Here is a 20,753-nt window from a genome sequence, read left to right as displayed (position 1 = left end):
AGACCAACCAGATGCCCCAAGGAGGCACATATGGACAGACTGCTTGAAAACGTCGGCGCGGACATCGAGGGCGATGCGAGACAATGGAACGGGTCAACCGGCTCGGTCTTTGTATCCGGCACGCTCTCAGGCGCGACGGTGCACCTGGAGGTACGTCACAATGTAGGTGACTGGCTGCGGCTACACAACTTCGACGGTTTCACGTCGCCGGCGATGGCACGCGTCGTCCTGCCCGACTGCGAGGTGCGCGCCATTACGGTCGGCGGCGATGGTTCGACCAGCGTCAGCGTGGACCTTGTCTAAGCGGGAGCCGAAGCTGTGAGGGATGATCTGACGATCGATGGCCCGGTTCGGCCTTCTGTCTACTCGCCGGTGGAGCACTTGGTCCTCTCGGCAGGCGACAACGTGAAGGCGGCCGCAGCTGCGGCCATCGCCCAGCACGCGGTGCTGTGGCAGGACTTCACCCGCGTGATGGGCATGCGAAGTGCGATCGATGGGTCTGGCGCGCAGCCCGGCTCTGGTGACCCGGTCGGCTGGATTGAAGACCGGATTATGGCGACGAACGCCGTTGCGCCGAGTGCGGGAACGAGGCCGTCCCTGTCAGCTTCAGGAGGCCTTCAGTTCAACGGCGTGGATCAAGCGCTCAATCTGCCGTTTGTGGGCGGCGCCGGGCCGTCGAGCGCGGATATATTCGCGGTCGTCCAGACCGACGATGATCCCTACATCGTGCTCGATATTCTCACCGAGAGCAGCCCACCCAACCGGTTCATCTTTTGCTCACAGGACGGCAATGCAGCCAACCCTAGGGGCAACATCGGAGCGGCGACCGTTCACATCGACAACGGCCCGGCCATTGCCTCACGCGACGCTCTGCATGATGCGCGCCCCGCCTCGACGTTTCTGTTGGAAGCGCGCGGCGCAGACCTGTCCAGCTTTGACGGGTTCCTGATCGGTCACGCGCACATCTCGGGCTTCGAGTATGCCGGCCGGATCGATCACATCATCGTCGGGAACCTCGCAGCGAGCGGCTACGATCGCGACGCGCTGCGCGCTGCCATAGGCGTTCTGATGAGCTGATCCGATGGGGACCATGAGCGCTTAGACGCTCACAGTGGTGGGCCTAGTTTGGCGACCCGACCCACCCGACGCACCCGAAGATAACACCGCACCCACCGGCTGCTTGCGCAGCGGCCGAATGGTGCAGGAATCGGGTTATCAGGACGTGAAGGACTATCGGTGCGCGCGCTGTAATGCGCTGCTCTTCAAGGGTACCTCCCAAACCATCGGCGATGTGCTAGAGATCAAGTGCCGACGCTGTTCGGCAATCAATGTATTGAGGCCTGCCGAGCCCCGATCAGAGCGCCCTAGGAGCGCGCGTTCGGAGCAAAGCGATGCGGAAAAGCACAAACACCGTCACAGGCCCTTCAAGCGGGCTTCAAGCCCGTGACCCTGTTCACCCGCCAGCAGCCTATATCGGCGGCAAAAGACACCTGGCCCGACGAATCTGCGCCATCATCGACAGCATCGAGCATGGCCTCTACGCCGAGCCTTTCGTTGGCATGGGCGGGGTGTTCTTTCGCCGGCAGACGGCCGCGCGGCGCGAGGCGGTCAACGACATCAATGGAGAGGTTGCTAACCTCTTTCGGATCCTCCAGCGGCACTATCAGCAGTTCATGGACACGTTGCGGTTCCAGGTGACCTCCAGGCGTGAGTACGAGCGCCTGAAGGCCTGCAATCCATCAACGCTGACCGATCTCGAACGCGCTGCGCGGTTCATCTATCTTCAGCGGCTCTCGTTCGGCGGGAAGGTGACGGGCCAGAACTTTGGTGTCGATCCGACCGCGCCGGCGCGCTTCAACCTGACGAAGCTGGCGCCCCTGCTTGAGGACGTCCACGAGCGCCTGGCTGGTGTCGTCATCGAAAACCTTGGCTGGTCTGAGTTCATTCGCCGCTACGACCGGCCGGACGCGCTGTTCTACCTTGACCCACCGTACTGGGACAACGAGACCGACTACGGCGAGGGCGTCTTTGGCAAGGAGGACTTCACCGCCATGGCCGATCAGCTGGCTGGCCTCAAAGGGCGGTTTGTGCTCTCGATCAATGACGTCCCGGAGATCCGATCGATCTTCCGCGCGTTCAGTTTCGAGGAGGCGTCGCTTAATTACTCGGTCGCGGGCGGAAAGGGCACCAATGCGAGAGAGCTCATCATCACCGAATCGACGTGAGGGCTGGCTGCGAACTCAGCCGGCGCTGGACACGGACGGTGTCTTGTGGCGCGATGGGCAGAAGCTTGGGCGGGTGTATCAGGCCTGGAACTACTACTGGCGGTGGTTCGTCTGGACGTTCCCGATCGAGCAGGGCCAGGCCGATACGAAGGAAGAGGCGATGGCTATGGTTGAGGCGCTCGTGAACCCTGAAGCACCCTCCTGCAGCTGTATGCCCGTCCCTCGATCGCTGGCTGGACTACAGCGCTCCCAGGCCCGTAGAGCGGCCGGTGGTGAGCTCTTTCGATAGGGGCTTCAAACAGCCTTAGAAGTGCCTTCAAACCGCTCCGAAAGCGCTGCCATACGAACCTGCGTTTTTTGCCAAACGAAGTTGCGCGCTACATGAACGAAATCGCGTGCTGCTTACGGTGCAGGCGGACAAGCACGAATGAACCGCAGGTCATAGGCAGCCAGGACGATTAGGCAGCGCCAAAAAGAATGGCGGACAGAGAGGGATTCGAACCCTCGAGACGGTTACCCGCCTACACGCGTTCCAGGCGTGCGCCTTCGACCACTCGGCCACCTGCCCATTCTTCGAGGCGTGTGGTTAGCGTGCAGCGCTTTGCCTTTCAAGGGCCGGAAACAAAAAGCCCCGCTTGGATTGCGGGGCTTTTGCATGTCCGCAAGCAACTTGCCCGCGCTACATGCCCAGCGCTTTTGCTCGCATCTCAAGTGCCGCGAGGTCAGACGCCTGCGCGTACATGTTTGCTTCGGCAAGAAACGCCTGGAAGGATGCGAAGGTTTCGCCCGCAATGACGCTCGAATCCGCAACCTCCTGCAGCACCGGGCCGGTTTCGGCGGCAAGTGCATCAATGATGGCGTCCGGCATGGTGTGAACCTGCACCTCGTGCTCCTCGATCAACGGCCGCAGGGACACGATGTTGTGGAACGTGAAATCTGCTGTCGTCTCCATCGAAGCGGCCAAGCAAGCCTCTTCAACGATCCTTTGCAGATCGTTGGGTAGCGCGTTGTAGGCCTCCTGGCTCACGATCAGTTCCAACGCCGGACCCATCTCGTGAAAAGCCGGCATGTAATAATGCTTGGCGACCCGAAAGAGACCGAACGCCAGATCGTTCCACGGGCCGATCCATTCGGCCGCGTCTATGGTCCCGTTTTGCATCGCCGGGAATATCTCCGGCGGCGGCAGCAAAACGGGGTTGACGCCAATGCGTCGCATAACTTCACCGCCCAAGCCGGCGACACGGAAATTGAGTCCCTGAAGGTCGTCCAACGAGGTGAGCTCTTCCCGGAACCAGCCACCAGCCTGCGGACCTGAAGATCCTGTGTAGAAAGGTTTCAGACCGAACGGCTCGTACGCGCGATCCCAAAGCGCTTGACCGCCGCCAAAGCGCAGCCAGGCAATATGTTCAAGCGCCGTCAGACCGAAGGGTACGCCCGTGAAAAAGTGCATCGCCTGGTCTTTACCAACCGCGTAGTAGGGCGTGGTGTGGGCAAGGTCTGCCGTGCCGCCCGCGACGGCATCAAACACCTCAAATGGCGGGACGAGTTCGCCGCCCGCATTGAAGTCGATCTGGATACGCCCGCCCGACATGGAGGTGATCTTGTCGGCAACTCTCTCGGCATTTACGCCCACGCCAGGCGCGCCTTTTGGCCAAGACGAGGCCATGGTCCAGTTGATGGTTTGCTGCCCTTTGACGATGGCGGGCGCAGCAAGCGCCCCGACGCCGGCTGCACCGGCGACCAAACCAGCCTTGAGGAAGGCGCGGCGGCTTTCATCCTGCGACGAGGCTGCGCGCGCTTTCGGCAAGAGCGGACGGGTTGGCGGTTGACGCATTTTAAAAACTCCCACGGACACTGTTTTGTTTTGTTGAGAGCTTAGCGAGGGACCTTGGCACCCGCAACCGGTTGCGGACGCGCAAAATCGCCGGTTTGTTGCTGGATGAAGTCAGCGGTAGCGGCCAAGCCAAGATCTGGCTTTTCCGGGGATAGGCAGGGGCTCTGCGTCAAGCGCGCAGAACGCCGCCCAACTTCTGTTCCACAGCACCGATGATCTTTGCCCCCACAGCGTCAATCTGCTCATCGGTGAGCGTCTTGTCCTTGGGTTGCAAGGTCACCTCGACCGCGAGGGATTTCTTGCCCTTCTCAATGTGCTCGCCGGCGTAGACGTCGAACAGGGCCACATCGCTGACGAGATCCTTGTCCGCCCCTTTGGCGGCGCGCAGCAGCGCATCGGCCGCCACATCGGCGTCCACCACGAAGGCGAAATCGCGGCGCACAGGCATCAGGTCGTGCAGGTGTAGCGGCGGCTTCGTCCGGGTTGCTTTGCGTCGAGCGCCTGGGAGAGCGTCGAGCGTTATCTCGAAGGCAACGATCGGCCCAGCGATATCCATCTCTCGCAAGGTGCGGGGATGCAGCGCGCCGAACGTGCCGAACACATCACGACCACGTCGGATCGTGCCCGACTGTCCAGGATGGTACCATGAGGGCGCTTCAGCTTCGATCTGGCATGTTCGGGGGTCGAGCCCAAGTTCATCGAGAAGTGCCAGCGCGTCGCCCTTCGCGTTGAACGCTGATACGGTCGGGAAGTCACTCACCCAATGGCGGCTACGACCGGCCATGGCAGCCGTCCCACGCCGAATGCCACAGGCAGAGATTGTTTGATCTTCAGGGGCGTCGCCCGCGAATACCTGTCCAACCTCGAACAGTGCCACATCGCCGCTTCCCCGATCGACGTTGGCCTGGCAGTTGCGCAAAAGGCTCGGTAACAGGGATGGGCGCATTGTCCCCATCTCAAGCGAAATGGGATTGGCCAGCTGGACATCCGCCGAACCGCCGCCGAACGTTGCCGCGTCATCCTGCTTGATGAATGACCACGTAACCGCTTCCAGAAGGCCGCGACCCGCAAGAACGCGCTTGGCCCGCCGGGTGCGTTTCTGGATCTCTGTCAGCACCGGCCGAACCACCGATTGCCGGCCGAGCGATGGCGTTAGCGGAACCTGGTCGACGCCGACGATCCGCATGACCTCTTCGACAAGGTCCGCCTTGCCTTCAACGTCCGGGCGCCATGTTGGAACCGCGACCTTTAGGATCTCATCATTGCCGGTGGCCCAGAACCCCAGCAAGGTAAGCGTAGCCTTGATCTCGCGCGCACTGACGTCGAGGCCGGACAGCCGTTTCACTTCCGCAGTGGGAAAATCGATGATCCGGTCCTCTTCCGGAATAGCTCCTGCAACGGTCTTGTCAGTTGGCGTGCCACCGCACAGATCAACGACCATCTGCGTCGCCAGATCGAGGCCTTTTTCGTTGAAGGCAGGGTCGACACCGCGTTCGAAGCGGTACCGCGCGTCGGTGATGATCCCCAATTTTCGGCCTGTAGCCGCAATGTTGCTCGGCACCCAAAGGGCAGACTCGATCAGGACGTCGGTGGTGGTCTCGTCGCAGCCCGATTCTTCGCCGCCCATTACGCCCGACAGGCTTTCGACGCCACGTTCGTCGGCGATCACGCACATGGACGGGTCCAAGGTGTAGGTCTTGCCGTCCAGCGCGAGAAAGCTCTCGCCGTCTTTCGCCACGCGCACGGTCAGGTTGCCCGTCACCTTTGCCGCGTCGAACACGTGCAAGGGGCGGCCGCGATCGAAAGTGATGTAGTTGGTGATGTCGACAAGAGCGTTAATCGGCCGGAGCCCGATTGCCTTGAGGCGCTTCTGCATCCAAAGGGGCGACGGACCATTCTTGACCCCGCGAACAAGACACAGGGCAAATGTGGGGCACAGGCTCTTGCCGTCAAACGCGAGCGTCACCGAAACGGGGCAGGGCTCACTGCTTGTGATGGTCGGGATCGGTGTGTCCTTCAGCGTGCCGAGGCCGGCTGCGGCCAGGTCGCGTGCGATGCCGAAAACGCCCGTACAATCGGGGCGGTTCGGCGTCAGGCCGATCTCGATGACCGGGTCATCAAGCTGCGCGAACGTCGCATAGGAGGAGCCAGCCGGCATATCCGTATCGAGATCAATGATACCGTCATGCTCGTCGGAGAGCTGCAATTCGCGCTCCGACAACATCATGCCGCGGGATTCAACGCCTCGGATCTTGCCGATCTCGAGGGTCACATTAATGCCGGGAACATAAGCGCCGGGAGGGGCGAAGACGCCGCTCATCCCTTCGCGTGCATTCGGCGCTCCACACACAACCTGTACCGGCTCGCCCGAACCTGTGTCGACTTTCAAAACCTTCAGCCGATCCGCGTCGGGGTGCTTCTCCGCGCTCAGCACCTTACCGATCACAAACGGCGCGTAAACGGCGCGGTCGTCTACCTCTTCGACCTCAAGGCCGATGCGGGTCAGCGTGTCGGTGATGGTGGCGAGATCGGCGTTGGTCTCAAGGTGATCCTTGAGCCAGGACAGAGTGAACTTCATGGCCTCGGCAGCGTCTTCTGCAAGCGAAAAAGGGGTTGGAAAATCTGCGGCGGGGCATCGCATGGATTGGGCGCGCTTGCAATGGCGCTACAATCGGCTACATGCCACGCCCATGCTCAAATTGATCTTCATGGGTACGCCAGATTTCGCAGTGCCAACGCTCCTGGAATTGGTTGGCCAGGGCCACGACGTTCTCGCCTGTTACACCCGCGCACCAGCGGCCTCCGGTCGTGGCATGACCACGCGACCATCCCCAGTACATGCTCAGGCCGAAGCCCTTGGGATCCCAGTTTTCCATCCCGGCTCGCTTCGCGATCAGGATGAGAAAGACCGCTTTGCAGACTTCGGCGCTGATGCAGCGGTGGTCGTCGCCTACGGGATGATTCTGCCGAAAGCGGTTCTCGCTGCTCCGGAGCATGGCTGTTACAATCTGCACGCATCGCTCTTGCCGCGCTGGCGCGGTGCCGCTCCAATCAACCGAGCGATCATGGCGGGGGACGAGGAGACCGGTGTTATGGTGATGAAGATGGAGCCAGGCCTCGATACAGGCCCTGTTGCCATGGCCGAACGGCTCGCTATCACCGACACGATGACCGCCAAGGATGCGCATGATCAGCTTGCGCGCCTTGGCGCTGACCTGATGGGGCGCGCCATGGCCGCCCTGTCCCGCTCGGCACTGACAATGACGCCCCAGCCTGAAGAGGGCGTCACCTACGCCGACAAGATCGACAAGTCGGAAGCACGCATCGATTGGCAAGCCCCCGCCGAGAAGGTGCTGCGGCACATTCATGGCCTCTCGCCTTTTCCAGGCGCGTGGACCGAGGTGAGCATCAACGACAAGCGCGAGCGGCTTAAGGTCCTTCGGGTCGAGCCTGCCGAAGGCGAGGGCGTTGCTGGTGCGCTGATCGACGGCCATCGCGTGGGATGTGGACTGGGCGCTTTGCGGCTTGTCGAGGTTCAGCGTGCTGGCAAACAACCCATGGACATGGGGGCGTTCTTGAACGGGTCGGGTCTGGCCCCTGGTGATCTATTGGGCTGACGCGCACAAGCGATCGGTCCGCAGGACCGGAACGATGCGCGGCGAAGGATTGAAACGTGCCCCGCTACAAACTCACTGTCGAATATGATGGCGCGCCCTATTCGGGCTTCCAACGTCAGGACAATGCGCCGTCCATCCAAGGCGTTCTGGAAGCGGCGGTGAAGGCCTTTTGTGGCGATGTGGTTACGCTGAAAGCGGCAGGCCGGACGGATACCGGCGTCCACGCCATCGGGCAGGTCGTCCATTTTGACCTGACAAAGGACTGGCCCGCGGACACCGTACGTGACGCCATGAACGCGCACATGGTCACTGAGCATGTTGGGGTGCTCGCCGCAGAGCAGGTGGGCCAAGACTTCGATGCACGTTTCTCAGCCACACGACGACACTACCGCTACACAATCTTGAACCGCTGGACACAACCGGTCTTCGAGCGAGGGCGGGTCTGGGGCGTGAAGAAGCCCCTCGATGAGAGGCTGATGCAGGCCGCTGCGGATCGGCTGGTCGGCCACCACGACTTCACCACATTCCGCTCAGCCCACTGCCAAGCGAAGTCACCCGAGCGCACGCTTGAGCGCCTGCAGGTATATCGCGAAGGCGAGCACATCTACGTTGATGCGGCGGCGCGCTCCTTCCTCCACAATCAGGTGCGCTCGCTTGTGGGCGCCTTGAAACTGGCTGGTGAGGGTCGCGCCACACCCGACGACATCAACGCGATGCTGGAAGCGCGTGACCGCACCAAGTGTCCGGCGGTCGCGCCAGCGTGCGGGTTGGTGTTTTTAAAGACGGAGTATTAAACGTCAGAAATACGTAGATGCATAGCCTTCGTTCTTATTGTCTCAACATGTAAAACCTAAGTCTATTTGACCCAAAATTCATGATGATCCACTATTTGTTGATGAGCAATGCGAAAGCGGAAACATCGCAATGAATCGTTGGATGCTTACTTCAAGTGGGGTTTTGCTAGGCTGCGGGCTGGTCTTGACGGCCTGTCAGAGCACCGGGAGTGCGCAGCAACCTATTCAGTCTTGCGACGAACTACGAGCATCGGCGGTCCATCAGTCCCGTCCGGAGTCCGTTAGGCTAGCATGGCCGGATGCGGTGTATTTGGGGCAAGGCCCTGAGGCGCTGGCTCGGGTTCGTAGGGGCGGATTTGAGTGTGGTGTTGCGGCGACCACGAACAATGGTGACATTCTCTACACGACGCCTTCGATCTAAGCGGCGCGGCCCTGCCGAAAGAACCGTCTCAGAACGTCCTCATAGATCGCTGTGAGCGCCTCGAGGTCGGCCACCTCCACGTGCTCATCGACCTTGTGCATCGTCTGCCCGACCAGGCCGAACTCGACGACAGGGCAATAGTCCTTGATGAAGCGGGCGTCGGACGTGCCGCCCGACGTCGACAGTTCCGGTGTGCGCCCCGTCGAGGTTTCAATGGCAGCAACGAGTTGGCTCACGAAGCCGCCGGGCTCGGTGTAGAAAGCTTCGCTTGGCGTTTCGACCAAGTCGAAGGAGTAGCGGCAGCCTTGCCAATCCAAGGTATCAAGCCGCTTCCGCAATTCGGTTTCGAGGCTTTCGGCTGACCACTCACTGTTGAAGCGAACATTGATGCGCGCTGTTGTTCGCGCCGGGATGATGTTGGTTGCCCCGTTGCCGGTGTCGATGGTGACTGGTTCAAGGTTGGAGGGTTGGAACAGCTTGTTACCTTCATCAAGCGGCGCCTTCAGTGCCACAAGCGCTTCGGCCAGCGGATTGAGCGGATTGGCCGCCAGATGCGGATACGCCACATGGCCTTGTATCCCCTCGACTGTGAGCAGGGCAGTCAGCGACCCGCGCCGCCCGACCTTGATCATGTCGCCGAGCGCCTCAGGATTGGTGGGCTCTCCAAGCAGGCACGCCGTTATGTTTTCGCCGCGCGCCGCGATGTGCTTCATCAGCGGCTTGGTGCCATTGATTGCTGGACCTTCCTCATCGCCTGTGAGGATAAAAGAGAGGCGCCCGCCAAAGTCGCCTCCGGCGGCTCTAGCGTCTGACAGAAAGCGCGCCGTTGCCGCAATCATGGCGGCAACGCCGCCCTTCATATCCACCGCGCCGCGACCGTAGAGCCTGCCGCTATCCACCGTTCCCGAAAACGGCCCCTGGCTCCAGGCCTCCTCGCTGCCAACTGGCACAACATCGAGGTGTCCCGCCCATGCGAAATGAGGGGCATTGCCGTCGGATGAACCGACCACGGCGAAAAGGTTGGGGATGTCCGGGGTATTGGGAGCCGAGAAAACCGGCTGGTCGATAACAAAACCCATGGGGCGCAGAAGGTTGGCCACCGCATCCAGCGCGCCGCCACTGTCTGGCGTCACGCTCGGTTGTTGAATGAGGTGCTGCAGGACCGCGACAGGATCGCGGGGATCAATCGCCATCAATCGGGCCTGCCGCTGGTCCCTCCGAGCGGACCTGGAGGACGAACATCTGCGCGCTCACCGTAAGCGTTCGGACCGTCATCTCCCTTGCGCACGCCGAGCCAAAGCGTCAGCACTACACCGATAAACGGTATGATCAAACCAAGCGCAATGAACCCGGACAGGCCAAGATCGTGCAACCGCTTGATCGAGACAATGATCGAGCAGACGGTCGAGGCCGTGTACACGAAGGACTGTAAGGGACCGAATTGCCACGCAATACTCTGCGTTTCCGGATCGATCAAAAAAGGCTGCGTCGCGCCCACAAGAGCGACCAGAAAAAAGAACGTCAGCCAGTAAACCTGTCGACCGACGCGACCATCAGGCCGGAAAAACAGCCAGAAAAACGTCTGCGGGTCCACCGGCTGCCCACCGCCCGGCGCGCCACCAGGTGGTGGCAGCGCGGCTGGCCCACCTGTCGGCGGGTCATCGTCTGGAAGGGGTGGAGGTGTGTTGGCCACTTTGCAGTCCGGTTGGTGTCTTGGTCGATTGAGTGCGCTTTGCGCTGCCCCTTAAATGTTCGGCGCTTCGGGCGCTTTCAAGGCCAACGCTTCATACCCTGGGGTTTCAGTCGCGCAGCAAGTCGTTAATGCCGGTTTTCGAGCGCGTGCGTTCGTCCACCTGCTTGACGATGACCGCGCAGTAAAGGTGCGGGCCCGGTTCTCCGTTGCCCATGGGCCTGCTCGGCATCGAGCCTGCGACAACAACCGAGTAGGGTGGCACCTCCCCGTAGGATACTTCGCCCGTTTCCCGATTTACGATCTTGGTCGATTGCCCGATGTACACGCCCATACCGAGAACAGAGCCTTCGCGGACGATAACCCCTTCCACCACCTCGGACCGAGCGCCGATGAAGCAATTGTCCTCGATTATGGTGGGGCTCGCCTGCATCGGTTCCAGGACGCCGCCAATGCCAACCCCACCGGACAGGTGCACGTTCTTACCGATCTGGGCGCAGGAGCCAACTGTTGCCCAGCCATCCACCATTGTGCCCTCATCGACATAGGCGCCAAGGTTCACAAACGACGGCATCAGCACGACAGAAGGGGCGATGTAGGCCGATCGCCGCGCAACGGAACCGGGCACCGCACGAAAGCCGGCATTCTCGAAATCAAGCGCGCGCCAGCCATCGAACTTGGAGGGGACTTTGTCCCACCAAACGGCGTCTCCGGGCGCGCCTTTGATCACCTCCATCTGGGTCAGACGGAACGACAGGAGCACGGCTTTTTTCAACCACTCATGAACAACCCACGTACCATCTTCTGATCGCGAGGCGACGCGGGCTTCACCCTTGTCGAGAAGGTCAAGCGCGGCTTCCACCGCATCGCGGATTTCGCCTTGGGTGTGCGTGTCGATCCCATCACGGGCGTCAAAAGCGTCATTGACCACTTTCTCTATGGTCGCAACATCGGTCATGGCGTGGTGCATCGGTTCGGTCCGTTGTCGTTGATGGGTCGAATGCTACGGGTTGATCGCGCCGAGGACGGCCTCAAGGAAGTCCGCCAGATGATCGGTGACGTAGCGCACATGATTATCGTCGCGCCCTTCAAATTCCCAGTCCTCATGGAAAAGATCGGCTTTGCCGCGCGGCGTGATCAAGGTCGTGATCATGCCCATCGCGTGCGGGACGGTAAGGTTGCGCGAGAGGTCCTCGAACATCGCAGCGCGGGTCGGGTCAATTCCTGTTTGGGCGATGAACTTATCGTAGGTGATCTGGCTCGGTTTCGGCATCAGGTCTGCTGAAACGATATCGAAAACGTCTCGGAACGGGGCTGATACGCCGAGCCGTTCGAGCACCTTTTCGGCATGTTTCTTGGTCCCATTGGTGAAGACATAGGCATGGCCCGGCAGAGTAGCGATCATCTGATCAAGCTTGGGGTCAGGCTCGAGCACCGAATGGTCAAGATCATGAACATATTCGAGGAAGTCGTCGGGGGTGATGCCATGCTCCACCATCAACCCGCGCAATGTCGTTCCGTAATTCTTGTAGAAGTGCTTCTGGCGCGTGCGCGCAGCGGTGTGTTCAAGGTCGAGTAGGTCCGCCAGGTAGGCCGTCATGCGCTGGTCCATCTGCTCGTGCAGATTGGAGTGGCGCGGATAAAGTGTGTTGTCGAGGTCGAATATCCAATGCTCGACCCGCCCGAACGCTTCCAGACCCTCATGGTGCTCGCTATGGCCGTTGGGCGTGTGATTGCTGTTGGCTGTATGAGCCATCAGGCGTCCTCGCGCTTGATCAAGGTCCCGGCACCATGGGCGGTGAACAGTTCTAGAAGCACGCAATGCGGGACTTTGCCGTTGAGGATGACAACGCCCTCCACCCCGGCTTCCACCGCGGCGATGCAGGTTTCCACCTTCGGGATCATACCCCCCGATATCGTCCCTTTCGCGATCAGATCGCGGGCGTCGCCGACAGTCAGTTCGGCGATCAGCTGACCATCTTCGTCTAAGACGCCGTCCACATCGGTTAGAAACAGGAGCCGTGAGGCATGCAAAGCGCCGGCAACGGCACCGGCAAACGTGTCCGCGTTGACATTGTAGGTCTTGCCGTCTTCGCCCGCTGCGACCGGGGCGACCACAGGTATCAGCCCGGCGCCGGTGACCATGTGCAACACATCAGGCCTGACCCATTCGGGCTCACCAACGAAACCAAGATCGACCACCTGCTCAATATGGCTGTCGGGATCGACGTTGCTCCGGGTGAGTTTCTTGGCAGTGACCATCTCGCCATCTTTGCCGCAAAGGCCAATCGCCTTGCCGCCAGCGGCGTTCAGCATTTGCACGACCTGTTTGTTGATCGATCCGGCGAGCACCATCTCGACCACTTCGATAGCCTTTTCATCGGTCACGCGCAGACCGCCCTCAAAGGCGCTTTCGATGCCCAGACGGTCGAGCATCGCTGCGATTTGTGGTCCGCCACCATGAACAATGATGGGCTTCATGCCCGACTGCTTCAAAAGCGCGATGTCCCGTGCAAACGCGTCCGCTAGCGCTGCATCACCCATGGCGTGGCCGCCATATTTTACCAGGATCGTCTTGCCCGCATATTGCTGCATGTAGGGCAGAACCTGGCTGATCAAGCGGGCTTGCCGTACAGGCTTCGGTTCTAGTGGGATGTTGGGATCGTCTTCGAAGGGCATCATGGGCTTTGCGCGGCGGAGGGAGCTTCGGTGGACACCGGCTAGGCCAAAACGTCAAGAGCTTGGATGCGGTCGCGCCGCCAAAGACCTGCGGCAACCCACCAGCTTGTACACCTCCATAACGGTCTTACTTGTCATGTTGCTTTCTGTGGAACTTCCATGCAGCGTCTCGTCAGCTCCGAACCTTACAGCTATCGCAGCGACCCGAATGTGCCCGCCTTCGACGATGCGGGTCCTATCACTTTCATGGATGGCGAGTGCGCCCTGTGCTCTTTTGGGGCACGGCTGATCGCGCGCTTCGACACGAAGGGTCAGTTTCGAATTTGCAGGGTGCAAACCCCTCTCGGTCGGGCGGTGCTTAACCACTATGGCGTGAGCACGGATGACCCCGAGAGCTGGCTGCTGCTTCATGATGGACGCGCCTACACATCGCTGGACGCGATGATCCGCGCGGGGCGCATCATTGGTGGTGTCGGATACCTCCTCCAACCCTTAAGGTTGATCCCGCGCCCTTTGCAGGACTGGCTCTACGGCCATCTAGCGCGCAGCCGCTACCGCCTGTTTGGGCGAACCGATATGTGCGCCATCCCTGACCCAAAGCTACGCGCGCGCCTTATGGACTGAGCCATGGGGAACCAAACCCTGTTTCGTCGCGCGTGTGGTGATCGTTGGAAGGCCTTGCATCCTGCGGTCCGAGCACTTCATGAGGGCGGAGCAGATCAGAGCTATCGCGGTATGGCATCCGTAAAACGCGGGACGAGTGTGGTAGCTCAACTCGTTTGCGCTGTATTTCGCTTCCCTCCAGCGACCGAGGAGACACCGGTCTCGGTGAGGAAAGTGCGCCGATCGCTTTCCGAAAATTGGACTCGGCATTTTGGTCATGCGGCTTTCAGTTCGACCTGCCTTGCGTCACCTAAAGAGTACCATGTTCGTGAGCGCTTTGGCTTGCTGACCTGCGAACAAGAGCTCGTGCCATGTAATGGCGGAATAAAACTGGTGTTGCACAGAGGCTGGTGCTTGGGTGTGCCGCTTCCTGCAGCCCTGTTGCCGCAAGTCCAAGCAACTGAAGGGGTGGCCAAGGGGCGCTTCACCTTCGACATTGGGTTATCAGCACCAGCTTGGTTGCCTCGCAACCACCAGATTCTGGTGCGTTACAGGGGATGGCTTGAACCGGTCTGAAAAGCGGGTCTGCCTAATCCTCAAACTCCAGCGCGCCAAGATCATCAAGGAGCCGGGCGATAAAGCCGCGCACGACGTCGATACCATCGCCTTTTTCCGATGAGGTTGAGGCCAGAAAAGGAAAGGCAGCGGGCCGCTTGGAGATTGCCTCGGCGGTCTGTGCCGTGACGCGTGCAAGCTGGCCCGGCTTAAGTTTGTCCGACTTGGTCAGAACGATCTGGTAACCCACCGCCGTCTCGTCGAGCATCTTCAGGATTTCGAGATCGTTGGGCTTGAGGCCGTGGCGGCTATCGATCAAAACGAACACCCGAGCCAACTCGACCCGACCGCGCAAGTAGCGTCGGATCAGCCGATTCCACCGATCAACGGCATCCTTCGGTGCCTTCGCGAACCCGTAGCCGGGCATATCGACGATCCGAAGCGGGCCCTCAGAAATGAAGAGGTTCAGTTCCTGCGTCCGGCCAGGGGTGTTGGATGTGCGGGCAAGACCCTTCTGCCCGACCAGAGCGTTCAGAAGGGAAGACTTCCCGACGTTCGATCTGCCGGCAAAGGCGATCTCAACCCGTCCGTCCGTCGGCAGGCCGTCTGGCGCAACGACACCTTTCTCGAAGCCCCACGGTCTGGCGAATATCTGAGCGCCCGCATCAAGGTGAGAGGGTGACAGCCCAAGGCTGTCGAGGTTGATCTCGCCCGCCATGCGCTTGGCCTATTCGGCAGGCTGATTGGCGTCCTTATCTTTCTTGCCGAACATGGCGCGCAGATTGTCCATAAGCTCGATTTTTACGCCGTGCCGTTTCATGATCGCAGCTTGCTGGATGATCGAGAGGAAGTTGTTCCACGTCCAGTAGATGACGAGACCAGCGGGGAATGTGGCGAGCATGAATGTGAAAACGATCGGCATCCACGTGAAGATCGCCGCTTGCGTAGGATCAGTAGGCTGCGGGTTCAGTTTCATCTGAACGAACATCGTCAGGCCCATCAGGATCGGCCAGACGCCGAGGCCCAATAGCGGCCCGATAAGTGGCACCAGGGTCGGGTCATACGGCAGCAACCCGAACAGGTTGAAGATCGAGGTGGGATCAGGGGCGGAAAGGTCCTGCACCCAGCCGAAGAACGGCGCATGGCGCATTTCGATGGTGACGAACAGCACCTTATAGAGCGCGAAGAAAACCGGGATCTGGATCAGCACGGGCCAACAGCCGGCAACCGGATTGATCTTTTCTTTCTGGTAAAGCGCCATCATCTGCTTTTGCAGTTCGGGCTTGTCTTCCTTATAGCGCTCCTGGATTTCCTTCAGCTGCGGTTGCACCTTCTTCATCTTCGACATCGAAGCGTAGGATTTGTTGGCGAGCGGCAGGAAGACCAGCTTGATGGCGACCGTGATGAGAAGGATCGCAACGCCGAAATTGCCGAAGATACCGAACAGCCATTTGATGGCGTGGAACATCGGTTTGGTGAGGAAGTAGAACCAGCCCCAATCGATCAGCAGTTCGAACCGCTCGACGCCCAGGGCAGCCTCATAACCATCAACGATGGCCACCTCTTTTGCGCCGGCGAACAGATTGTTTTCGATCGCGACCGTCGAACCCGGCGCGATCTCGAAGCCACCGCCCAGATAGGATGCGACGAAGCTCTCACCGGTCGCGATCTGATCAACGCGGAATTCGCCGCGATAGGCTTCAAGCCCCGAGGGTATAAGCGTCGCTGCCCAGTATTTGTCAGTGATCCCGAGCCAGCCCTCTTCGACATTGCGGTATTGGATGGGGCCGTCGTCGCGTAGATCGTCATAATCGACCTCGGCCAGCCCGTCATCCTGGCCGAACCAGCCGATCAACCCTTCATGCAGAATGAATAGCCGGCTCGTGCGTGGCTCCCCATGGCGGGCTACCAATCCGTACGGGTACAGAAGAACCCCTGCCTCAGAGGTGTTCTCAACCTCTTGCCTGACTGTGAACATGTAGTCGTCGTCGAGCGCGATGGTGCGCCGGAAGATCAGCCCCTCACCATTGTCATAAAGCAAGGTAACGGGGCTCGAAGGTGTCAGCGTTTGATTGCCTTCCACCGACCAGATCGTTGATGCGGTCGGCAAAGTTGCGGAGCCACCGCCGCCCTGCGCCCAACCAAACTCAGCGTAAAACGGATCAGCCGATCCAGAGGGCGAGAACAGAACGACCGTGTCGGAATCGTCTTCCTGTGTCTCGCGATATTCTTCGAGGTGAATGTCGTCGATCCGCCCGCCTTGCGTGCTGATGGAGCCGGTGATGTGGGAAGTTTCGATCGTGATGCGCTCGGAGGAAGCAAGCACCGCTTGCCGGTCCATCGGCGTGACGGTGCCTGGTAACTCGGGAGGTGCCTCGCCAGGCGCACTCTCATCGACCTGCACCGCCGAGCCGGTCGTTGGATCGATCACCTGTGCAGCCTGTTGCGCCTCAAGTCTTTGCCGTTCCGCTTCCATCTGTGGGCCGACGTATAAATATTGCCAGGCGACAAGGATGCCCAGCGAGAGCACGATGGCGAGAATGTAATTGCGATTGTCCATTCCGTCGGCGTCCTTAAGTCGGCGGCTTAGCTGCCCGGCTTGTGGTCTTTGTCCCGCGTCGCCCGAACTGTGTGGGCATCCATTTTGGCCGAGCGATCCCTCATCGGTCGCCCTCGGCTTGGTACCTGTTCTTTATGAACCATTTCAAGCGCACGTTGCAGGTTGGTGACGATGCTGCCAAACGGCGCATGCGCCAACGACCCCCTTGCGATGAGCACATAATCATATCCGGCCTTAAAACCTAGACCCGGATGTGCAGCAATTGTCTCGCGCAGGCGTCTTTTTACACTGTTGCGTGTAACGGCGCCGCCAACTTTTCGACTTACGGTCAGCCCAATCCGCGCTGCATCCGCGCTTTCCATGGCGATGGAGGACGGCCGCTTCTTGGCTTGGAGAACCAAAACCGGTGTTCGAAACTGCTGGCCACCGCGCGCTGATATGTAGTCAGGCCGTCGGGTAAGGCGCATCAGGCGGGGCGACCGCTTGTGCTCTCTTGTCCCGTGGAAGGGCTTGGTCACGATGCGGGCAAAGGCCGCGCTTCGACGCGCCGCTTGTTTGACCCCGGTGCCAATTAAGCGCTGAGGCGCTTACGACCGCGCGCCCGGCGAGCTGCCAAAACCTTGCGGCCGCCCTTCGTAGCAAGACGTGCACGGAAACCGTGCCGCCGCTTGCGGACCAGTTTGGATGGTTGAAAAGTCCGTTTCATAGCGCTGATCTCATCTGTCTAGGTTCAACTGGCGCCAAGCTTGCAGGGCCGGCAGCCCACATTTTGAACAGTCTAATTGCAAGAGGGATACCTACGGATCGTGCGCACTCGAGCGGCGACGCGCATGATCCATGCATCCGAAATGACGGTGTGGCCGGGCTTATAGGAACGGCTGCTTGCAAAAGTCAATGAATGGGGTCGGCTGAAATGGCCCTGTCTTCACTTCAGTCCGGTCACCGCCGCCCCGTAGTGTCTGCCGCTTCCACATTTAACACCACCAGATTCGACTGGTTTGAGGCGCAATCGCGCTCACATCGCGCTCACCGTTCCGATCACCGCCAATCACAGGTTTCGAGGGCTCATCACACGCGCCATCACAAGCCCGCGAGATAGCGCGCGAGGTCGATGCGCAACCCGAAAAGCGCTGCTATGTCCCCTCTCAACATGCACCCCGCACTCACTCATCGCCCGGGTGACGCGGCTCAGCCAAACAGGCCAACATTGGCCATTTGGCAACACCTGTTTCCGCACGATCCCGGGCCTAGTTTTGAAAGAACTGAACCAATGGCCCAAGACTTCGCCCCTTCAGACCTTGTTCGGTCCGAGCTTGCCACATCGCAGCAAGCGCCGTCCGCGCATCTCTCTCCTAGTCAGTCAGCGGACAAATCTGCTGGCGCTCCTCAAGGATCGTCCATCGTGCAAAACCTCAAGCGCTTCGCGCCTTTGATCGTTATCGCTGGCGCCATGGCGCTCGCGTTCGCCTTTGACCTGCATCAGCACCTCAGCTTGTCGGGTCTGATCCAGCAACGCGAGGCACTCGCCGCAACCATCGAAAACAATTACCTGTTGTCCATCCTTGGCTTCGGCGCGCTCTATGCGGTCGCCGTTGCGCTGAGCTTTCCTGCAGCCAGCCTTCTGACCATTGCGGCCGGCTTCCTTTTCGGGTGGATGTTTGGCGGGTTGACCGTCGTCTTCGCTGCAACAGTGGGTGCGACGGCGCTTTTCCTCGCTGCGCGGACCGCCTTCGGACAGGCCATCGCAGAGAAAGCCGGTCCGACGCTGACCAAACTATTGCAGGGCTTCAAGGAAGATGGCTTCAACTACCTGCTGTTCTTGCGGCTGACGCCGATCTTCCCGTTCACTCTGGTCAATCTCGCACCAGCGCTCGCAAACCTGCCGTTGCGGAGCTACTTCATCGCGACCTTTTTGGGGATCGCACCGGGCACGTTTGCCTACGCGTTCGTTGGCTCCGGCCTCGATAGCGTCATCATGGCCCAGGAAGCAGCCAATCCCGGTTGTGCGGCCAATGGCACCTGCCAGATCGATCTTGCCTCGCTGGTGACCACCGAGATCATTGTCGCCTTCGCTGCCCTGGGCATCGTTGCGCTGATCCCGCCGGTCGCCAAGCGCATCCGCGGCCGCAAGGCCGAGGCATAAGCCCAGCCAAGTTTCCCATCTCAATCAATCAGACAACACGCGCCCACTTTGCCCGGGCCAAAGGAAAAGACCATGTCCACGCAAACCGAAAACCACACCGCTGAAAACACGAAAGCCGAAGCGAGCCACGCTGCTCACACCCTCGCACCGCCGGCAACGACCATCTCCGCAGAAACCACGCAGACCCTGACGCCTGATGTTGTGGTCATCGGTGGAGGCTCCGGAGGACTGACCACCGCCGCCGTCATGGCCTCATTTGGGGTGCCGGTGGTGCTGATCGAGAAGCACCGTATGGGTGGCGATTGCCTGAACGTTGGTTGTGTGCCCTCTAAGGCGATCCTAGCTGCGGCCAAGCACGCCCACGCCATCACTGAAGGCGAGAAGTTCGGCGTTTTCGCCAAAGGCACCAAAGGCAAGCCGTTTGATGTCGATTTCTCCCGCGTCCACGATCATATCCATGAAGTGATCGGCACAATTGAACCAAACGACTCGGTTGAACGGTTTGAAGGACTGGGCGTGACCGTCCTTGGCGGCGAAGCGCGTTTCGTGGATGCCAACACCGTTCAAGTCGGAAACACGACCGTCAAGGCCCGCCGGGTGGTTATCGCAACCGGTTCCCGGCCCGCAGTTCCGCCGATCCCAGGCCTTGATACGGTGCCGTACCTCACCAACGAAATCATTTTCGACCGCACCGAGCTCGCCGAACATCTGATCATTATCGGTGCCGGTCCGATCGGGCTTGAACTGGCGCAGGCCCATCGTCGGCTCGGCGCACACGTCACGGTGCTGGAGGGCTTTCAAGTTCTCGGTCGCGAGGACCGCGAAGCCGCCGATCTGGTCAAAGACCATCTCGAGGGCGAAGGGATCGCGATCCATGAGCACGCCAAGGTTGTTGAGGTCGCCAAAGACGCGTCGGGCGTCGCCGTGACGGTCGAAAAGGGCCAAGGTGAGCAGGCCGTTCGCGAGATCATCCGGGGCTCACATCTGTTGGTCGCTGCCGGCCGCGCTGTTAATGTCGAGGGGCTCGATCTTGAGAAAGCTGGCATCGACTACGATCGTCGCGGCATCAAGGTCGACGCCGGGCTACGCACGTCCAACAAGAAGGTCTTCGCTATCGGGGATGTTGCTGGTGGCCTCCAGTTCACCCACGTGGCCGGCTACCACGGTGCGCTGATCTCGCGAAACATCTTGTTTCGGCTCCCGGTGAAGCAGAATGCAACCATTCTGCCCAAGACCACTTACACCGATCCCGAAGTTGCCTCCGTGGGCGTAACCGAAGAAGAACTCAAAGGACGCGATGACATCAAGATCCTGCGCTGGCCATTCCATGAGAACGACCGCGCGATCGCCGAACGCACCACTGCCGGCTTCATCAAGGTGTTCACCACCAAGCGTGGCAAAATCCTGGGCGCCGTCATTGTTGGACCCCGCGCAGGCGAGATCATCTCTCTTTGGGGGCTTGCCGTTGCCAAGGGAATGAAGGTGTCCGATATCACCTCTTGGGTCGCCGCCTACCCGACCTTGTCGGAAGTCGGTCGCCGCGCAGCTGTCGAGTACTACAAAGGGGCGACTGACAACCCAACGCTTCGCAAGATCATCACGTTCTTGCAGCGGTTTGGTTAGGTCCGAGCC

Annotated in this window: 20 protein-coding genes and 1 tRNA gene; 10 read left to right on the top strand and 11 right to left on the bottom strand. The window is 60.2% G+C overall.

Features of this window, described 5'->3' with window-relative positions:
* Window positions 1-30 precede the first annotated feature (30 nt).
* The 5 genes from AAF739_03125 to AAF739_03105 all read left to right on the top strand — a co-directional run bounded on the left by AAF739_03125 (window position 31) and on the right by AAF739_03105 (window position 2,514).
* Window positions 31-303 (top strand): hypothetical protein, encoded by a 273-nt coding sequence (locus tag AAF739_03125; GenBank protein MEM6381640.1) that lies wholly within the window; start codon window positions 31-33, stop codon window positions 301-303.
* A 15-nt stretch (window positions 304-318) separates the two neighbouring features.
* A complete protein-coding gene (locus tag AAF739_03120) occupies window positions 319-1,077 on the top strand; it encodes a hypothetical protein (GenBank protein MEM6381639.1) in 759 nt (252 codons plus the stop codon).
* Between the two features lie 118 nt (window positions 1,078-1,195).
* Window positions 1,196-1,447: a Com family DNA-binding transcriptional regulator gene (locus AAF739_03115; GenBank protein ID MEM6381638.1), complete on the top strand. Its 252-nt coding sequence runs from the start codon at window positions 1,196-1,198 to the stop codon at window positions 1,445-1,447.
* Window positions 1,392-2,225 carry a DNA adenine methylase gene (locus AAF739_03110; protein MEM6381637.1) on the top strand — a complete coding sequence of 278 codons (834 nt, stop codon included), beginning with the start codon at window positions 1,392-1,394 and terminating at the stop codon, window positions 2,223-2,225. Before AAF739_03115 ends, AAF739_03110 begins: the two co-directional genes overlap by 56 nt.
* Window positions 2,226-2,268: 43 nt before the next feature.
* Window positions 2,269-2,514 (top strand): hypothetical protein, encoded by a 246-nt coding sequence (locus AAF739_03105; GenBank protein ID MEM6381636.1) that lies wholly within the window; start codon window positions 2,269-2,271, stop codon window positions 2,512-2,514.
* 189 nt (window positions 2,515-2,703) lie between these two features.
* On the opposite strand, the gene AAF739_03100 is transcribed toward AAF739_03105, so the two are convergent.
* The 3 genes from AAF739_03100 to pheT form a co-directional block, all read right to left on the bottom strand.
* Window positions 2,704-2,793, bottom strand: a tRNA-Ser gene (locus AAF739_03100).
* Between the two features lie 111 nt (window positions 2,794-2,904).
* A complete protein-coding gene (locus tag AAF739_03095; GenBank protein MEM6381635.1) occupies window positions 2,905-4,059 on the bottom strand; it encodes a TRAP transporter substrate-binding protein in 1,155 nt (384 codons plus the stop codon).
* Between the two features lie 169 nt (window positions 4,060-4,228).
* The gene (pheT, locus tag AAF739_03090; GenBank protein ID MEM6381634.1) at window positions 4,229-6,637 is read right to left on the bottom strand and encodes a phenylalanine--tRNA ligase subunit beta; all 2,409 of its coding nucleotides are present in this window, start codon (window positions 6,635-6,637) and stop codon (window positions 4,229-4,231) included.
* A gap of 112 nt (window positions 6,638-6,749) precedes the next feature.
* Here pheT and fmt point away from each other — a divergent pair, with 112 nt between their 5' ends.
* The gene (fmt, locus tag AAF739_03085; protein ID MEM6381633.1) at window positions 6,750-7,676 is read left to right on the top strand and encodes a methionyl-tRNA formyltransferase; all 927 of its coding nucleotides are present in this window, start codon (window positions 6,750-6,752) and stop codon (window positions 7,674-7,676) included.
* A gap of 56 nt (window positions 7,677-7,732) precedes the next feature.
* Window positions 7,733-8,470, top strand: coding sequence for a tRNA pseudouridine(38-40) synthase TruA (gene truA, locus AAF739_03080; GenBank protein MEM6381632.1), 738 nt, complete (start codon window positions 7,733-7,735; stop codon window positions 8,468-8,470).
* Window positions 8,471-8,887: 417 nt separating this feature from the next.
* Here the strand turns inward: truA and dapE are convergent, their stop codons facing one another.
* From dapE to argB, 5 genes are all read right to left on the bottom strand, one after another.
* Window positions 8,888-10,084 (bottom strand): succinyl-diaminopimelate desuccinylase, encoded by a 1,197-nt coding sequence (dapE, locus tag AAF739_03075; GenBank protein ID MEM6381631.1) that lies wholly within the window; start codon window positions 10,082-10,084, stop codon window positions 8,888-8,890.
* Entirely contained in the window at window positions 10,084-10,584 is a 501-nt protein-coding gene (locus tag AAF739_03070) for a DUF805 domain-containing protein (GenBank protein MEM6381630.1), read from the bottom strand. Before AAF739_03070 ends, dapE begins: the two co-directional genes overlap by 1 nt.
* Window positions 10,585-10,690: 106 nt before the next feature.
* The gene (gene dapD, locus AAF739_03065) at window positions 10,691-11,539 is read right to left on the bottom strand and encodes a 2,3,4,5-tetrahydropyridine-2,6-dicarboxylate N-succinyltransferase (protein MEM6381629.1); all 849 of its coding nucleotides are present in this window, start codon (window positions 11,537-11,539) and stop codon (window positions 10,691-10,693) included.
* Between the two features lie 45 nt (window positions 11,540-11,584).
* Entirely contained in the window at window positions 11,585-12,337 is a 753-nt protein-coding gene (locus AAF739_03060; protein ID MEM6381628.1) for a pyrimidine 5'-nucleotidase, read from the bottom strand.
* The gene (gene argB / locus AAF739_03055; protein MEM6381627.1) at window positions 12,337-13,263 is read right to left on the bottom strand and encodes an acetylglutamate kinase; all 927 of its coding nucleotides are present in this window, start codon (window positions 13,261-13,263) and stop codon (window positions 12,337-12,339) included. Before argB ends, AAF739_03060 begins: the two co-directional genes overlap by 1 nt.
* Before the next feature lie 156 nt (window positions 13,264-13,419).
* Here argB and AAF739_03050 point away from each other — a divergent pair, with 156 nt between their 5' ends.
* Window positions 13,420-13,884: a DCC1-like thiol-disulfide oxidoreductase family protein gene (locus tag AAF739_03050; protein ID MEM6381626.1), complete on the top strand. Its 465-nt coding sequence runs from the start codon at window positions 13,420-13,422 to the stop codon at window positions 13,882-13,884.
* A 568-nt stretch (window positions 13,885-14,452) separates the two neighbouring features.
* Here the strand turns inward: AAF739_03050 and yihA are convergent.
* The 3 genes from yihA to rpmH all read right to left on the bottom strand — a co-directional run bounded on the left by yihA (window position 14,453) and on the right by rpmH (window position 17,684).
* Window positions 14,453-15,136, bottom strand: coding sequence for a ribosome biogenesis GTP-binding protein YihA/YsxC (yihA, locus tag AAF739_03045; protein ID MEM6381625.1), 684 nt, complete (start codon window positions 15,134-15,136; stop codon window positions 14,453-14,455).
* Window positions 15,137-15,145: 9 nt separating this feature from the next.
* Window positions 15,146-16,978, bottom strand: a complete 1,833-nt coding sequence (yidC, locus tag AAF739_03040) for a membrane protein insertase YidC (protein MEM6381624.1) — start codon at window positions 16,976-16,978, stop codon at window positions 15,146-15,148.
* 571 nt (window positions 16,979-17,549) lie between these two features.
* A complete protein-coding gene (rpmH, locus tag AAF739_03035; GenBank protein ID MEM6381623.1) occupies window positions 17,550-17,684 on the bottom strand; it encodes a 50S ribosomal protein L34 in 135 nt (44 codons plus the stop codon).
* Between the two features lie 564 nt (window positions 17,685-18,248).
* Here rpmH and AAF739_03030 point away from each other — a divergent pair.
* Window positions 18,249-19,121, top strand: a complete 873-nt coding sequence (locus AAF739_03030) for a TVP38/TMEM64 family protein (protein ID MEM6381622.1) — start codon at window positions 18,249-18,251, stop codon at window positions 19,119-19,121.
* Between the two features lie 72 nt (window positions 19,122-19,193).
* On the top strand, window positions 19,194-20,744 hold the full coding sequence (locus AAF739_03025; GenBank protein ID MEM6381621.1) for an FAD-dependent oxidoreductase: 1,551 nt from the start codon (window positions 19,194-19,196) through the stop codon (window positions 20,742-20,744).
* The last annotated feature ends 9 nt before the right edge of the window (window positions 20,745-20,753 follow it).

The sequence above is a fragment of the Pseudomonadota bacterium genome (genome assembly GCA_039024915.1).
In the GTDB taxonomy this organism is placed as follows: Bacteria; Pseudomonadota; Alphaproteobacteria; order Rhizobiales; family MH13; genus MH13.
Note: the sequence above shows the minus strand (reverse complement) of the source record. Positions and strands in the feature narration are given on the sequence as shown.

Bases quoted from the DNA above. Each gene is read 5' to 3' on its own strand.
- AAF739_03125 (MEM6381640.1), top strand. From the start codon at position 31: ATGGACAGACTGCTTGAAAACGTCGGCGCGGACATCGAGGGCGATGCG.
- AAF739_03115 (MEM6381638.1), top strand. From the start codon at position 1,196: ATGGTGCAGGAATCGGGTTATCAGGACGTGAAGGACTATCGGTGCGCG.
- AAF739_03110 (MEM6381637.1), top strand. From the start codon at position 1,392: ATGCGGAAAAGCACAAACACCGTCACAGGCCCTTCAAGCGGGCTTCAA.
- AAF739_03095 (MEM6381635.1), bottom strand. From the start codon at position 4,059: ATGCGTCAACCGCCAACCCGTCCGCTCTTGCCGAAAGCGCGCGCAGCC.
- pheT (MEM6381634.1), bottom strand. From the start codon at position 6,637: ATGAAGTTCACTCTGTCCTGGCTCAAGGATCACCTTGAGACCAACGCC.
- fmt (MEM6381633.1), top strand. From the start codon at position 6,750: ATGCTCAAATTGATCTTCATGGGTACGCCAGATTTCGCAGTGCCAACG.
- dapE (MEM6381631.1), bottom strand. From the start codon at position 10,084: ATGGCGATTGATCCCCGCGATCCTGTCGCGGTCCTGCAGCACCTCATT.
- dapD (MEM6381629.1), bottom strand. From the start codon at position 11,539: ATGACCGATGTTGCGACCATAGAGAAAGTGGTCAATGACGCTTTTGAC.
- AAF739_03060 (MEM6381628.1), bottom strand. From the start codon at position 12,337: ATGGCTCATACAGCCAACAGCAATCACACGCCCAACGGCCATAGCGAG.
- argB (MEM6381627.1), bottom strand. From the start codon at position 13,263: ATGATGCCCTTCGAAGACGATCCCAACATCCCACTAGAACCGAAGCCT.
- AAF739_03050 (MEM6381626.1), top strand. From the start codon at position 13,420: ATGCAGCGTCTCGTCAGCTCCGAACCTTACAGCTATCGCAGCGACCCG.
- yihA (MEM6381625.1), bottom strand. From the start codon at position 15,136: ATGGCGGGCGAGATCAACCTCGACAGCCTTGGGCTGTCACCCTCTCAC.
- yidC (MEM6381624.1), bottom strand. From the start codon at position 16,978: ATGGACAATCGCAATTACATTCTCGCCATCGTGCTCTCGCTGGGCATC.
- rpmH (MEM6381623.1), bottom strand. From the start codon at position 17,684: ATGAAACGGACTTTTCAACCATCCAAACTGGTCCGCAAGCGGCGGCAC.
- AAF739_03030 (MEM6381622.1), top strand. From the start codon at position 18,249: ATGGCCCAAGACTTCGCCCCTTCAGACCTTGTTCGGTCCGAGCTTGCC.
- AAF739_03025 (MEM6381621.1), top strand. From the start codon at position 19,194: ATGTCCACGCAAACCGAAAACCACACCGCTGAAAACACGAAAGCCGAA.